Genomic DNA, 13,760 nt, shown 5'->3' with positions numbered 1-13,760 from the left:
GCCAGTTCCGTCCGGGCGATCACCCGGCGTTCCAACACCGCTTCCGCCGCAGCGAGTTCAGCAAGAATCCGCTCGGATTCCTCGCGAAGCTCCTCTGCCCGCACCCGGGCAACCGTCTCCCGCTCTTCCAACAGCCCCATCACCGACGTCACCGGGCACCTCCGCCTCACCGAGCACGAACCGTACGCCCGAACCCTGCACCGAGGACACCGACACCATGCCTGATCAGCGGAAACTCAACGATCACATCCGGTACGACAACGGCTTCTTAAAGCCGCAGGTCACCCCACGGCAGAGACGAGAAGTTCGCGGAAGCGTTCCAACTTCTCCAGAACCGCCTCCGGGGCCGCGCTGGCCCGCTCGGCAGCTGCCGTCGCCAACGCCACCGCCGCCATCCGGTCGAGGCCGTCCAGATCGCTGATCAATTCGAAGTCTCCGTCAGCGAAGGCCCGCAGCGCGGCCGACACATTCGCAGGCATCCCAACCCGCCCCATCGTCACCGCGACCTCCACCGCCACTGTCGTGCTCGGCAGTACGCGCCCCTCCTCACCCGGACGGATACCGAGCGCTTCGACCGCATCGGCAAACATCTCCTCCGCCCGGTACTTGGTGTGGAAGTAGAGGGAGAGGCCGCCAGCCGGGTCGGTCAGCCGGCGCATCGAGGTGTTCAGCTCGGCCAATAGGTCCCGGATGTCGTCCGCGTCGTGCCGGACGCAGGCCCGCAGCAGGTCCACGGCCAGGACGTTACCCCGCAGTTCGGGAAGCAAAGGGTTGGACGAAACGGTTTCCATCCCCGGCCAACGACCTGGCGCCTGAGGGGACACGCAGCCCCTCCGCCCAGAAGTTCAGAAACAGGCATCGCGACAGCACAGCTAGGACCCGAGCGCCCGCCCTTGCCGAGGGCTCGCAGGGAGGGCCAGACCGCCCCGGGATGGTCCGCCGGGACCCGGTCGATCCGGCCGGCCCGACCGCCGCGTACACGTACCCGCCCGTGGGCTCGACCGCGCCACCTGGGCGCAGCTGACGGGCGAACAGCAGAAGCGGCTGACCAAGCTGGGCATCAGGGCTGCCGTCGTGACCGTCCCCGGGCGCATGTTCCGCCGCATGCTGGAGGTTCACTCCTCTGAGCTGGTGAGTTTCTCGGCTTTCCGGGCGGCCGCCTCTATGCATGCCCGCGCCTTCGCAGCCGCTCGACCGGCCTCCCGCAGGCCGGCGGCCGCGCTCGTGCTCACCGTACGTGCCGTCTCCAGCCGTTCCTTCGCGGCCTGGACATCTTCCTCGGCCACCGCGACGGCGGTGGCCGCGCGGTCCACCAGCTCCTGCGCGGCGGCCTGCGCCGCCTCCAGGCGCTCCGCCTCCGCCTTCGTCTCGGCCAACTCCGTCCGAGCCGCCTTCACACGCTCGCGGCGCGCCCGCGCCGCCCGCTTGTCCGCATCCGATTCCGGGGGCCGGACGTGCTCCGTCGCCGGTCCGGCGGTCGAGGCTTCCTGCGGCCGTCGAGGAGGAGCGGCGCCGGGCAGCGGTTCCAGGCCGGTGAAGCCCGACACCGCGTCCGGAGCCTTCGCCAGCCGGCCTCCCACCCACTGCGCGGCGACATCGGCATCGGCGAGGACCGCGTGGAGGATCTGCTCGACCTCGTGCAGCACCGGCTCGCTCACCGCCTGCCCGGCCCCGGCGGCCAGAGCGCGCACCGTACGCGCCAGCTCGCCGATGACCACGTGCTGATCATGCGACAGCTTCCGCAGCTGCCCGGCGTCCAACGTCCGGTGCGCGGTACGCAGCGCCTCACCGAGCTGGACCAGGCCGTGCGCCTCCTTGGGCCGGCGGCGGGCCAGCAGGCCGGCCGCCCACACCGCGACCGTCGGCTTCCGCAATCCCGCGATCGCGGCAGCGAGCGGCTTGTCGCCCGCCTTGCGAGCCTTGGCCACATGCTCGTCCCGGGCCGCAGTGAACTCGGACGGCCGCAGCCCGTACAACTCCACCGCCACCGACTCCACATCCATGCCCGGAAGTCTCCCGCCCGCACCCCCACCCGGCCGACACCCTGCAGAACACCGCGCGTCGGCCAGTTCCGGTCATCCCCGCGGCCGCGGCCCGGTTCCACCGAGCCCGGGCACGTCGTCGACGGCCGCGTCCAGGCGCAGGCACACGCAGCGGATCGCATGGCGGCAGACGCCGCCGCGGTCGACGGAGATGTCGGCGCTCATCTCCGCGACGAGGTCAAGGACACCGACGACGAAGACTGAGCGGCCCGTTAGGCTCCCCCTGGCCTGATCACCGTTCCCGCAGGGCCCGTCCCAACCGCCCCAGCTCCTCGATCCTGGCGGCGAAGGCGGGGTCGGCCTTGCGCAGATGCTGCCATCGCTTTTCCCGTTCGGCCTGGTGCTCCTCGCGGGCGTGCTGCTCGGCGGTGGCGAGCCGGTCGGCGGTGACGCCGAACTTCGGCGGCGCCCACTCCTGCCAGGGAACCCACCGCTCCTGGCGGTAGCTGTAGCGGCTGGAGGCGAGCCGGCCGCGGATACCAGTGGTCTCCAGCTCCCGGTAGGTCGCCTCGGCCATGCCCAGTTCACGGGCCATCGCCGCCCGGCTACGGCCGGTGAACACCCGCAGTTGCGCCAACGACTCCCTCTCGACAGCACACAGGTCCCCCGGCCCGACCCCGACGGCTTCCGCAAGCAGCACCAGCACCCCGGGGCGCGGCGTCCGGGAGCCGGCCAGGTAAAGGCTGACAGCGCGCTCGCTCACCCGCGCCGCCCGCGCGATCCGGGCCACCGACATACCGGCGGCCGTCCGGGCGGCCCGGAACCTGGCCGCGTCGAAGCCGTACACCGTCTCGCTCACACCCATCCCCTACCCGCCTACAGACCGTCCGTTCACCCCTGAACAGACCTTCCACGACGGAGGGGTCGGCTCAAGGTTCGTTCAGGGGTGAACAAACCTTCATACGCCCTGCTGCCTCACGGTTCGTTCACCCCCTTCGCTCGCCAGCCGGGATGCTCAACGGCGGCACGCCCGCTGAGACAGCGGCGGCACGCCAGAAATGGTTCAAGGTCCCCCGCAGCAGGCTCACCGGCGACATGGCTTCGGCCCTGGCTCTCCGCTGCAGACAAAACCGATCAACCGCCCCACGGCCGCGACGCTCCTGGGATCGTGGCCTCATGAACGCGCCCAGTACCCGCCGCCAGACGTCAGCCTTCCGAGCCCCGGCCCAGGCATGGTGAGCGCCGGACGTTCACGGGTCTGGCTCCGCATCGGCCATACCCGGATCCGGGCCGACAAGGTCACCGCCGTCACCCCCGGCGACGACAGCCTCCACCTCCAGGCCACCGGCCACCCGAACAGCCTGGTGCTCTCCCTCTCGCCCGGCGCGGAACGCACCGACCTCAACGGCCACCCCATCGACTGGGCCGACGAACTCCTCCGCGTCATCGAGCAAGCCGCCGCCCAGCCCGTCGGGACGCTGATCACCTTCGAGGCCGCCAACGACTTCCAGACCGCCGGCTTCACCGCCCGCTCACTGACCGGCGACGAACGCCCCCTCCTCCAGCCACCGCTCCTCCCCGTCCCCGATGTCATCCCTCCGCGCCCCGTCCCCGCCTCATGGGCCACCCCACGCTCCCGTACCAGCACTGCCCCAGCGGGCGCGCCGGAGTAACGGAGCCGCTGTGCGCACTCCCCCACCCTTCAGGGGCTCCTGCCTGAGCCCCTGGACAAGATCGCCCAGCAACTCCTCGCGCGCCGCCACGGACACACCACCTTCGGCATCACGACGGGCACGCCCTGGCTCTTGCCCGGCGCCCTCGCGGGACGGCACCTCAGCGACTTCCGTCTCGGGACCCGGCTCAAGCGCCTGGGCATCTTCTCCCGGCCAGGCCGGACCGCGGCCCTGATGAGCCTCTCCACCCAGCTGCCGGCCGCGGTGCTCACCGATCTCCTCGGCATCAGCCCCGAGACCGCCACCGCCTGGACCCAGAGCGGAGGCAACTGGGCCCGCTACGCGGCAGAGATCCAGAAACGGCCCCGCCCACGACATCAAGGCCCGAAAACCTGAACGGCCTCATGCCCGATCGGGCCTAAGGTCCAGCGCATGGAACCCGAACAGCTCAAGGTCTCGTCGCAACGGTGGATGTCTGGGGCACTGACCGCCTTCTCGCAGGGACCGGAGTCGGTCACGCGTAAGGGGTCAGCTCGTCATGCCGAGGAGGTTCTCAGGACTGCAGTACGGACAGGGGTCGATACCTTCGGCGAGCGTCCGGCGGGCCGCCTCGCGACCAATCGGCTTGCCGCCGCCCATGGCGCAGTCCCCGACGTGAACGAACAGCCCCCGCAGTCCCGCCCCGGTCCGGATGGACTCGACCTTCCACTCCGGGGGCGCGGGCGGGGGACGGCGCGCGGCTTCGGTGGCCAGCTCGGCCTCCAGCGCGGTGATCGCGCGTTCGGCGAGCTTCTGCTGCCAGCCCAGCCACGCCAGGACGGCCCGCCAGCTCTCCAGCCGGGCCTCCAGGCCACTCACGGGGACCGCGGCCCAGGCTCGGAGACGATGAACTCCGTACCGCTCCAGCGCACGATCAGCCCCTGCACCCCGTCCGGGCCGCTCTCGGCCGCGCGGAGCAGCTCGATGCGGCCCGCCGTGCTCCAGCCACGCTCCGCCCAGTACGGGTGCGAGCTGATCAGGCACGACAGCCGGATCAGCTCCCTCCTCAACTCCGCCGCCCCCACCGCGGGAGGAGTGGCGAGCTGGTTGTAGACACGGACCTGCTCGCGCTTAAGGCGGATCAGGCCGTCGGGGAAACGGAAGGGCGTCACCCACTTATTCAACCAGGTGTTCGAATTGTGTGGCCAGTCCTTCCACCGCCCCACGGCGACGCACGTGTGGCCGGATCGCCGGATCGCCGAGGGCGGCTCCCCGACCTGCCGCCGTACGCCGCCCGGGCAGCTGAAGGGAACAGGGACGGAACCCGCCCGGGCGCGGCGCTCCGAAAGCCCGGGCTGGGCATGCCGGCGGTGCTACAGGCCGCGGTAGTGGCCGAGGAGGTCTTCCGCCTGCTGCCCGCTGATCCCCAGCGCGGCACCGATGTCCTGCGGCTCCATCGACCGGCCCGCCGTATGGGCCGCGTCGTAGCCGATGCTCCGCGCGAGGATCTCCAGCCGGCTCGCGGCCTTCAGTGCCCCGGCCGGCGAATCATCCACGAGTCGGTCGAGTGCCTCGGTCAGCTTCGCCAGCAGGTCGTCGACCTCCTTGGGGTACGCGATCGTCGATTCCTCGACGGTCTCGATGTGCCGGTTCCAGTCGTTCCGGCAGTTCGCCGCGTCCTCGTACGCCGGCTCGTCCTCGTACAGGGGCGTATCGCCGATCCGGTCCCAGTCCAGCGGATACCGGGTACCGGTCCAGCCGCACGCGCAGACCGCGCGCAGCACCTGGGCGCGTGGTCCGTAGAACGGCTGTCCGCTGTAACCGGCCCAGAAGTCGCTCGTGTGCCCCGATGAGGAGTTCCCGTCGAAGTACACCGGCTTGGGCACGCTCCCGTCCTCCAGCAGCACCCCCACCCGACCCTGGTGCGACTTCCCGAACTCGTCCGTCGTCCACGACTCGTTCCGCATCTCCCCGGCCCCTTTCCGGCCCTGCCGCGACAGCGCCCACACGCGCGGCGGCGAATTCTTCTCCGAGCCTCTCGCAGCTGGCACCCCGCCAGAGGCAGAACGCGGAGAACGAAGCCGCGGGTCGCCGTGGCACGGCTTCGCTACCGGCTCAGCACCCGCGCGGGAGCACCCGGTGATCCAGGCCCGCAGCTCTGCTGGATCACCGTTCACCGGTCGGCGCAGGCCTGGGTGAGCTTGGCCAAGGGGGAGCGCTGGCCCTTGCCGAGGGCGCGCAGGGCGGGCCAGTCCACCTCGGGGTGGTCCGCGGGGACCCGGTCGATCCGGGCGGCGCGGTAGAGCGGAATCCAGACCGTGCCGCCCGCGGCCGCGCCGAACCGCGCACGAACTTCCTGGTCAGGGCTGATCCAGCCGAGGCGAACCACGTGGTCCCAGTCGGAGCGGCGCACGGCCAGGCGGGCGGCGGCCTGGTCCGGGCCCAGCGGCGCCACCTCGGCCAGCAGGGCGGCCAGGCCGGGGGCGGCGGCCAGGGCGTCGACCTGACCCGTGTGGAGCAGGGGCTGTACAGGGTCAGCGGACAGGCTGACCAACAGCCCTTCCTTCGCGAGTTCGATCACGGCCGCCACGCTCACTGTGGCCGGGCCGCCGGGCGGGTTGGGTGTACCCAGAGCCTCCGCCAGGCGGTCGGCGGCCTGTCGGCCGGACAACGGCTCCTCCCCCATCGCGGTACGGATCGCGTCCGCGCTCATCGACTCCACTGCGGCCCGCGACCACGTCGCGGGGCCCGCGTCCGGGGCCGGAACCACCCCCGCGTGTACGGCCCACCGGTACGCGTACCGGGTCACCCGCAGCCGCCCGGCGGCCTGGTCCTGGTCGTACCCCATGCGCTTCCCCATCCCGATCTCCTCCTCCGAACAGCGCCGCCCCTCTCGGGCGGCGCCAGAAACATCACGATTACTCATGGAATCTGTCAAGTACCCATGGGATAGCCCTAGTTATGGGCATGCACCTTCGGTGCGCCCACGTACGCGAGGACGGATTCACCCGCCTGGAGGACCTTCAGGGCTGCCACGGACACGGCGACACGGGGCCCCTGCCCAGTACCGGCGAGGGGCTTGCGGGGCTTGCCCACGCGCCGTGCATGCTCATCCGGCGATGGCTCGCAACCCCCGCGACGGCTCCGTGTCAAGGCTCCGCGAATCCGCTGATCGGCAGCCCTCAACAACTGCTGAGCGGCGACGGAACGGAAATTCGCGAGATCTCGACCGTCGGCGGATGGCCTCGCACAGTGGCTCTCACCCCAACCACCTGGTGCAGCACCGGGACCTTCGGAAGGAAGACCATGTCCACGATCACCCCTTAGCAGCCCACCGAGACCACCGAGTCCACCGCCAGTGACGCCCAGCAGCTGGTACGACTTCGGCGGCAACGCAACGGCTTCGCCGCGGCCCTCGGCCTCCTGGTCGCCCTGGGCGGGGGCCTGCTGGTACGACTGGCACCGGCCTGGGCCGACCCCGCGCAGGTCGCAACCGGTGCAGGAGGCCTGTACGCCGCACTGGTGATCCCGTACCTCTTCCGGCGCCGGTGAACTCCAGGCCGCACTGCTCCCGGCTGCTGTGGCGGGGACAGCCCCCGACTCCGCCCTTGGCCTCCTGAACTAGCCCCTCGCCTCTGTGGTCCGGCAGGTCGGCTGCGGCCCCCCAGAGCGATCGCTCTGCCTGACGAGCCGGTGCCCGCGGGGTGCTCATTCCGATACGGCGTACGGCGGATCCCAACAAGGCCCCCCTTGACCGCCTTTGGTTCGACGGCGGACAAGGGGTTAACCGCCTGCGAATCATCGACGGTCAAGGGGTTGACCACCTTCGGTCCTGAGGTGGGCAAGCCGGGCTTGCCCAGGGTCGCCTCAGGCTTGCCCAGCTCGCAGCGGCCTACGGCCGGGCGGTCAGTGGCGGCCGGGGAGCCAGCCGAGCCAACCGTCCGCCCGGCGCTGACGTTCGTACTCCGCCTGCTCCGCCGCAGCTTCGCCGTCGGCCCTCTGCTGACGCGCGCGCTCGGCATCGGCGCGCTGGCAGTCGTAGCAGGTGCTGCCCGGGTCCGGGCGCGTCCCCCAGTCGTCGGGGTAGACGGGCTTGCCGCAGGACGGGCACGGCCAGGCCGAGGCCTCCCGGCGCTGCTCTGCCTCAAGCTGCTCGGCGGCCTCAAGGACTTCGGCCTCGCGCTTGCGCTGCGCCTCACGGGCCCGGAAGCCGCGCTCGGACACTGTGCTGTCGAGTGCGACCGCGAGGGTCTCCTCCCGCGCCTTGCGGCCGTAGCGCCACCAGATGGGCCCGTGCGGGCCCAACTCCGCCAGCCGGTCCAGATGGGTCACGACCACAGGAACGCGGCCTTGGTAGTCGAAGTAGCCATCCCTGCTGACCTTCGGGTCGTAGTCGACCTTCCGCATGCCCAGCCACTCGTCCTGGCACAGCTCTGCGACCCGGCGCATCCGCGTCTGCATCGCTTCGGTGCCCATGCGCTTGGTGAACACGATCGCGACCGGCGGATGGACCCGGGAGACCGGCGCCTCCCACACCGTGCGCCACAAAACCGGCCCGCCCGTGGTGGCCGTACGGACGAAGAACTTGCGGTACCGACGGATCTTGTCCGCCAGGACCGAGGGCGGCTCGGTGCCGTTGTCGACCTCCAGGAACAGCAGCGGCACCGCCGTGTCGGGGAGCGCGAACACCGCGTCCGCGCGCAGGCTCCCCTTCACCGGGGCGCCGAACGTGCCGCCGACGGGCAGGGTGACCTCCGTGGTCCAGGCGGCCAGCGGTCCCAGTCCCGCCGGACGCTCCCGCAGCTGCACGGCCGGTGCGGTGCGCGGGCGCGCGCGGGTCGCGGCGACCGGAGCTTCGGTCTCCTCGACCGGGGCCTGAACGAACGCGGCGATGGTGTCGGTCACCTTCACCGCGTGCCGGGCACCCGAAGCCGCCGCCGAACGCGCCGTACCGCCCATCTCCCTGACCGGCCTCTCCAACGGCACCGCCGCGGCCTCCAGGCCCAACGTAGTCAACGACCAGAGCTTCTCGGTGATCCGCCGCCCGTCCTCCTCCACCCGCGACGTCCGCCCAGCCGAAATCACCATCCCCGCAGCCTCCAGGTCCTTGCAGCCACCGCGCACCGTCGCCGCACTCGCCGTCCCCGGACACGTCAAATCCCGCAACTGAGCCGCCGTCGCAATCTTCACCACGCCCAACGCCGTCAGCACCAACTCCCGCGTCTTCGCCGTCGACCCGTACTTCCACGCCGTCACAGCCACGTCCCGAACCCCTCCCCCGCAATACCCGTTCTTCCTCTCCCACACATGATCAGGGATACAGAGAGGTGTCGAGGCTCAGTTTTCCTCCGGTCAAGGGGCCTGAGGAGGGCTTATATCGGTTTCAATCGGCACCTCACCACAGGGGAAACAACAGGGTCAGCATCAGGGCAGACCACGGGGACAACAGGACGGGCAAGCCCGGCTTGCCCGACTCACCGGTGAGTCACCAGCGCGCTCACCAATCGGACACGGTGGCCCCCCTACTTCCGCCCGCCTGCAGCTCCGGAGGCGGTAGCCAGGGCGTCGTTGGGACGGAGACGTCGAAGCAGGAGGCACTTGCCCCACACACACGACCAGCCGCCGGGCGTGGGGCCGTTCATGACGATCCGCTGGACCAGAGGCCCGGCTGCGCCCCGGCTGAACCCCGCACCACGCCGGGGTAAGTCCTCCCATCTCTGCGGCAGCACCAGCCCCGTTAAACCGATCACCAGCCAGCGCGGCATGAGGGGAGCGCCGGTGGACAGACGGTTCGTCCGGCCGGGATGAAGCAGCCACACCCCGGGTTCCCGCACGTGCGGGTGAACCCATGTCCGTCGATGAACCGCGCCTCCGCGACTGTCGTCGAAGGGGGGATGAAGCCGATCGACGAACAGCACATCTCGGAGCCCGGCATGGTGGTGCTCGACATCACCGGCGGGGACGAGGACACCGTCCGGGCCGTCATGACCGCCCTGGAGGGGCGGTGGGCGACCTCAGGCATCGTCCCGGTGCGCCGGGACCCCGGCGAGCCGGGTGTCCGTGCCCGGATCTACGTCGACGTCCTGCGCCCGGGGCGGGAGGGTCCGTAGCCAGAAGCCTGGGCAAGCCACCCTCACGGCAGGCTTGCCCAGGGTCGCCTCGGGCTTGCCCAGCAGACGTGCGTGGCAATCAGCGGCCGCCCGCTTCGGGGTAGCGGGCGCGGCGCCGCTCCGGTACGTCGCCAGTCGTCTCATGCGATGGCGGAGGGGCCTTTCCAATGACGGGCGAGGAGTCCGTAGGAGTGGGTGTCGGTCCATTCGCCGCGGATCAGCTCGGCTTCGATGCCGTGCCCTTCGAGCCGGAATCCGGCGCGTTCCAGGACCCGCATGGAGTCGGTGTTGCGGGCATCGCAGTGGGCCGACAGGCGGTGCAGGCCCTGAGCAACGAGATGGCCTGCGACAGCGTGGACGGCCTCGGTGGCGTAGCCGTGGCCGTGATGGGCCGGGGCGAGGGTGCAGCCGAGGTCGGCCTGCAGCCGGTTCTCGTGGAGGTCGACTCCGAAATCGCCGATCAGCCGACCGTCGACCTTCAGCTCGATCGCGTACTGGAACCAGCCCGGAGCCTCGGGCTGGGCCTCGGCGTATCCGCGGATGATCTCAGCGGCTTCCGTGAGGGTGATCGGGGAGGCCCAGCTCTGGTAGCGGGCTATGTCCGGGTCGGACCGGTAGACGGCGAGGACCGGGGCGTCGTCGGGACGGAAACGTCGAAGCAGGAGGCGCGGACTCTCGATCATCGGGCCAGCGTGCCACGCGGGTTGAGGGCGTGGCTTTGACAGTGACTCTTGACCCCACCCGGAAGGCGAGTTCCGACCCAAGACTTCGGAGCCCTGGAGCTGGAACCCGTGCTGCGCCCCTGGGCTACCTGGTCGTGTCCGGACGGGTGATCCGACTCGTCCGCCGGGGGTGGCTCTTCTCTGATGCGGTACCGATGTCGCGCGCGAGATCGGCCGCTGCGGTAACCGCGGCATCGAACGCCGGATCGGTCTTGCGTGCTGTGACTACCGCCTGGCGGGACCATCCAAGGCGGGCGGCGGCCTGCCCGAGGGTCAGTCCCTGTTCCACCAGGTCCGTGTAAGCAGTCTTGTCGTCGGCGGAGAAACGCCGTGCGCGGGTGGTGTACTGGCGTGAGGGGGCTGCGGCGAGGGCGTTGCTGTGTGCTTGGCGGCACGGCTGTTCGCGGCAGCCGTAGAAGTAGCCGGGTCGGGTGCCGCAGTCGGAGCCGCTGGGTTCGTCTGGGCGGCATCGCAGGGTGCGGGTCAGTGTGGAGCGGCCGAGGGCTGCCTGTACGGCGGCTTCGAAGCTGGGGTCGCGTCGGCGGGCGGCGCGGAGCTGGTAGGCGCTGATCCCGCATCGCTCGGCGCTCTCGGACAAAGTGCGTCCGTCGCGGAGTTCGGCGAGGACCGCTGTGCGGACGGCTTCGTCCACGATGGTCCGGGGCCGGATGCCCCCAGCCCGGCGCCGGGCCTGTTTCGTGGGTGCGACGGTGGCGGTACAGGGGGCCAGTCGGCAGCCGTATCCGTAGCCGGTGTCCGTGCCACAGAGGGGGCCGGGGCAGTGCCAGCGGCGCGGGTGATCGTCAATCGGCACGAGCCGCTCCCTGAGCCGGCCCGCGCCGGCCGCGCTCAACGGCCTTCTGGACCCCGGACCGGCTCAGGCCCACGGTGACGTGGTGCTGGATCTCGGCGTACGAAAGCCCTGGAGCGCTGCCGGTGCCTGCGTTCATGGCCGCGAGGGCCATGTCCCGCTCGCCCTGAAGTGCCCGCACGACCGCTTCGTGGTGCGCCTGGGCGGCCGTGGCCCGGTTGTAGCGCTCCAGAGGGTCGGTGACGTTGCCAAGGTGTCCCTCTACCTCGGCGGCGATGTCGGCGGGCTCGGGCTCGAAGCCCAGGGTCGGTGTCGTGGTCACGTCTTCAGTCCTCGATGTCGTCGACGCCGTACGCGGCACGGGTATCGGCGGGCAGGTGGTCGAGGATCGCGGCCCGGTCCGAGAGCAGCCCGAGATCCTCGTCCTCACAGATCTCGTCCAGGTCGAGCCCCACTGCCTCGAAGAGGGCCGCGAGGTCGACGCCCGGAACCATGTCCAGCTCCGCGGCTTCGGCGGCGGCCAGGCGGTGGGTGCCCGAGTAGGAGCGGGCGTAGTCGGGCAACACGACCAGCGGCGGCCCCTGCCACCCGCGGGCGGCCATCGAGGCGGTCAGGGCGGCGACATGGTCAGGATCGGTGTAGTTCTGGCCCGTTGCGAAGCCGGCCACGTCGATGAGAGGCAGGTTGAGAGGGTTCAGCACCATGGCAGTCTGCATAGTGACAGTATGCAGAAGAGGCCCGGGGTAGCGCAGGCGAACCGAGAAGGTCACCCGGCCGGGGCGGCTCCAGTTCTCGGCGGCTCGTTCTTCACGGGCGCCATATGGAGTCAGACCTGACCTTCCCCTGGAGTCGGTAGTCACTGACAAAACCAAGGGCGCGGGGCGGGTGTCGTGAACTGCTGCGGCCCCGGCCCCCGAGGGTGCCGGGGCCGGGGCCGTTGTGCAGAGGTTCAGGAAGCGCCGAGGGGTTCGATGTTGTCCAGGGCTGTCGGGAGTTCTACTCCGCCGGCTGTGGGGCGGATGTACGCGCGCCTGGTCGTGCGGAGCTTGCCGGTGTGCGTGGGGAGGTCTTCCCGGACCACGGCCATCAGTCGGCCTTCGGTGCCGGAGGCAACGTCGCGGACCAGGCGGCCGATGAGCGGGTGGGATTCGTGTCCGTCGCCCTTCATGTGGTGGGCTCCCTGTCCGTGAGGCCGCTGTGGCGTTCGGCGAGGCGGTTGAGCGCGCGGTCGGCCCGGGCGAGCAGGGCGGGGGTAGGGGCTCCGTAGGCGGGCCGATGGAGGCCTCGCTGGCCCACGAGGCCCGTGTCCGGCCAGGAGGCGTAAAGGCGGACGGTGCCCTGCGTGGTGAGGTAGGCGGGGCCGGTCAGGGTCATGCTGCCGTCGGTGGCGACGTCGACCAGGAGGCGGCCGCCGACGGCGTCGACGGTATACCGGACCGGTGCCGTAGTCCGGGGGTGGCGCCGGATGGAAGCGGCGACCTCGGCGCAGGCGCCAGTGCCGCACGAGGGAGTCTCGCCGACACCGCGTTCGTGGACGCGCAGCACGAGGTGCCGGGAGCCGAGGTCCCGGACGAACTCGACGGTCACACCGTGCGGGTAGGCGCTCGCGGGTGACACCGCCGGGGCGCTGGTGAGGGTTCCCGCGTGGTCGAGGTTGTCCACGAACGTGACGGCGTGGGGGTTGCCGACGTCGACGTGCACGGCGGGCCACTTTCGGTCGCCGACGGCCACGGCGATGTGGTCCGGACCGGGAAGGACGGGGGTCCCCATGCGGACGCTGACCTCGCCGTAGTGGGTGCCCGGTCCGGGCAGGACGTCGAGGTCGCGTACTCCAGCGCGGGTGGCCAGGGCGAGCGGGCCGCCCTGGTGGCGGCCGGTGGAGGTGAGGTAGCGGGCCAGAACACGGATACCGTTGCCGCACATCGCGCCCAGGGAGCCGTCGGCGTTGCGGTAGTCCATGAACCACTCCGCCCGGTCGGCCATCGCAAAGGCGTCCGGTGCGGCGGTACAGCGGACCAGGCGCAGCAAGCCGTCGGCTCCTATGCCGCCGCGCCGGTCGCAGAGCCGGGTGATGTCGGTGGGGGTGAGGTCCAGGGCGCCGTCCGGGTCGTCCAGGACGATGAAATCATTTCCGGCGCCGTGGCCCTTGGCGAAGGGAACGCCGATCGGGATGGAGGTCATGAGCGGGGGTCTCCCGGTTCGATACGCAGCCAGACGGTGCTCGTACCGGCCGCGGTGCTGTTCATGCCGTAGGAGGTGCCGGTTTCGAGGACCGCGACGAGGCGCTGCCAGTGCTCGGCCGGGACCTGGGAGGTGTCGGCACGGATGGTCACCACGCCGTCGTGCTCGGCGGTTTCGGGTGCCTGGCCGGTGAGCCGGGCCAGGGCTTCTATGGCTGTCGTGGCGCCTAATTCGTGCATTGAGCCTCACCCCGGACCGTCGGAATCACGCATCGCACTTCTAGTCCACTAGTTTTGAACTAG

19 protein-coding genes are annotated in these 13,760 nt (G+C 70.8%); 3 read left to right on the top strand and 16 right to left on the bottom strand.

Translation table 11 applies throughout. The features are described 5' to 3' along the window. Positions 1-281: 281 nt before the first annotated feature. From ACIBEA_RS41525 to ACIBEA_RS41510, 4 genes are all read right to left on the bottom strand, one after another. Entirely contained in the window at positions 282-734 is a 453-nt protein-coding gene (locus ACIBEA_RS41525) for a hypothetical protein (RefSeq protein ID WP_399269205.1), read from the bottom strand. Positions 735-1,115: 381 nt separating this feature from the next. Beyond that, on the bottom strand, positions 1,116-2,003 hold the full coding sequence (locus tag ACIBEA_RS41520) for a hypothetical protein (RefSeq protein WP_399269203.1): 888 nt from the start codon (positions 2,001-2,003) through the stop codon (positions 1,116-1,118). 72 nt (positions 2,004-2,075) lie between these two features. Beyond that, positions 2,076-2,207, bottom strand: coding sequence for a hypothetical protein (locus ACIBEA_RS41515; protein WP_399269201.1), 132 nt, complete (start codon positions 2,205-2,207; stop codon positions 2,076-2,078). Positions 2,208-2,274: 67 nt separating this feature from the next. Then, entirely contained in the window at positions 2,275-2,841 is a 567-nt protein-coding gene (locus tag ACIBEA_RS41510; RefSeq protein WP_399269199.1) for a helix-turn-helix domain-containing protein, read from the bottom strand. A 373-nt stretch (positions 2,842-3,214) separates the two neighbouring features. Here ACIBEA_RS41510 and ACIBEA_RS41505 point away from each other — a divergent pair, with 373 nt between their 5' ends. Together ACIBEA_RS41505 and ACIBEA_RS41500 are read left to right on the top strand one after the other, a co-directional pair. Continuing rightward, on the top strand, positions 3,215-3,655 hold the full coding sequence (locus ACIBEA_RS41505; RefSeq protein ID WP_399269197.1) for a hypothetical protein: 441 nt from the start codon (positions 3,215-3,217) through the stop codon (positions 3,653-3,655). Positions 3,656-3,787: 132 nt separating this feature from the next. Next, on the top strand, positions 3,788-4,051 hold the full coding sequence (locus ACIBEA_RS41500) for a hypothetical protein (protein ID WP_399269195.1): 264 nt from the start codon (positions 3,788-3,790) through the stop codon (positions 4,049-4,051). Positions 4,052-4,183: 132 nt separating this feature from the next. Here the strand turns inward: ACIBEA_RS41500 and ACIBEA_RS41495 are convergent, their stop codons facing one another. The 5 genes from ACIBEA_RS41495 to ACIBEA_RS41475 all read right to left on the bottom strand — a co-directional run bounded on the left by ACIBEA_RS41495 (position 4,184) and on the right by ACIBEA_RS41475 (position 8,824). Continuing rightward, positions 4,184-4,513 carry a DUF6233 domain-containing protein gene (locus ACIBEA_RS41495; RefSeq protein ID WP_399269193.1) on the bottom strand — a complete coding sequence of 110 codons (330 nt, stop codon included), beginning with the start codon at positions 4,511-4,513 and terminating at the stop codon, positions 4,184-4,186. After that, a complete protein-coding gene (locus tag ACIBEA_RS41490; protein WP_399269191.1) occupies positions 4,510-4,806 on the bottom strand; it encodes a hypothetical protein in 297 nt (98 codons plus the stop codon). The genes ACIBEA_RS41495 and ACIBEA_RS41490 overlap by 4 nt, the downstream gene beginning before the upstream one ends. A 201-nt stretch (positions 4,807-5,007) precedes the next feature. Next, entirely contained in the window at positions 5,008-5,601 is a 594-nt protein-coding gene (locus tag ACIBEA_RS41485) for a hypothetical protein (RefSeq protein ID WP_399269189.1), read from the bottom strand. A 206-nt stretch (positions 5,602-5,807) separates the two neighbouring features. Beyond that, positions 5,808-6,494: a hypothetical protein gene (locus ACIBEA_RS41480; protein ID WP_399269187.1), complete on the bottom strand. Its 687-nt coding sequence runs from the start codon at positions 6,492-6,494 to the stop codon at positions 5,808-5,810. A 1,046-nt stretch (positions 6,495-7,540) separates the two neighbouring features. After that, complete coding sequence (locus tag ACIBEA_RS41475; protein WP_399269207.1) at positions 7,541-8,824, bottom strand: replication-relaxation family protein; 1,284 nt, start codon at positions 8,822-8,824, stop codon at positions 7,541-7,543. A gap of 704 nt (positions 8,825-9,528) precedes the next feature. Here ACIBEA_RS41475 and ACIBEA_RS41470 point away from each other — a divergent pair. Then, entirely contained in the window at positions 9,529-9,744 is a 216-nt protein-coding gene (locus ACIBEA_RS41470; protein WP_399269185.1) for a DUF6207 family protein, read from the top strand. A 140-nt stretch (positions 9,745-9,884) separates the two neighbouring features. Here the strand turns inward: ACIBEA_RS41470 and ACIBEA_RS41465 are convergent, their stop codons facing one another. From ACIBEA_RS41465 to ACIBEA_RS41435, 7 genes are all read right to left on the bottom strand, one after another. Then, positions 9,885-10,427, bottom strand: coding sequence for a GNAT family N-acetyltransferase (locus ACIBEA_RS41465; RefSeq protein WP_399269183.1), 543 nt, complete (start codon positions 10,425-10,427; stop codon positions 9,885-9,887). Positions 10,428-10,551: 124 nt separating this feature from the next. After that, the gene (locus ACIBEA_RS41460; RefSeq protein ID WP_399269181.1) at positions 10,552-11,280 is read right to left on the bottom strand and encodes a hypothetical protein; all 729 of its coding nucleotides are present in this window, start codon (positions 11,278-11,280) and stop codon (positions 10,552-10,554) included. After that, positions 11,270-11,599 carry a hypothetical protein gene (locus ACIBEA_RS41455; protein ID WP_399269179.1) on the bottom strand — a complete coding sequence of 110 codons (330 nt, stop codon included), beginning with the start codon at positions 11,597-11,599 and terminating at the stop codon, positions 11,270-11,272. Before ACIBEA_RS41455 ends, ACIBEA_RS41460 begins: the two co-directional genes overlap by 11 nt. A 4-nt stretch (positions 11,600-11,603) precedes the next feature. Beyond that, a complete protein-coding gene (locus ACIBEA_RS41450) occupies positions 11,604-11,993 on the bottom strand; it encodes a hypothetical protein (RefSeq protein WP_399269177.1) in 390 nt (129 codons plus the stop codon). Positions 11,994-12,226: 233 nt separating this feature from the next. Next, positions 12,227-12,445, bottom strand: a complete 219-nt coding sequence (locus ACIBEA_RS41445) for a hypothetical protein (RefSeq protein WP_399269175.1) — start codon at positions 12,443-12,445, stop codon at positions 12,227-12,229. After that, positions 12,442-13,458 (bottom strand): diaminopimelate epimerase, encoded by a 1,017-nt coding sequence (gene dapF, locus ACIBEA_RS41440; protein WP_399269173.1) that lies wholly within the window; start codon positions 13,456-13,458, stop codon positions 12,442-12,444. Before dapF ends, ACIBEA_RS41445 begins: the two co-directional genes overlap by 4 nt. After that, on the bottom strand, positions 13,455-13,697 hold the full coding sequence (locus ACIBEA_RS41435; RefSeq protein ID WP_399269171.1) for a hypothetical protein: 243 nt from the start codon (positions 13,695-13,697) through the stop codon (positions 13,455-13,457). Before ACIBEA_RS41435 ends, dapF begins: the two co-directional genes overlap by 4 nt. Positions 13,698-13,760: the final 63 nt, after the last annotated feature.

Source organism: Streptomyces sp. NPDC051555, from assembly GCF_044454405.1.
Taxonomy (GTDB): domain Bacteria; phylum Actinomycetota; class Actinomycetes; order Streptomycetales; family Streptomycetaceae; genus Streptomyces.
The sequence above is the reverse complement of the archived record's forward strand: the minus strand, read 5'-3'. Positions and strand labels throughout refer to the sequence as shown.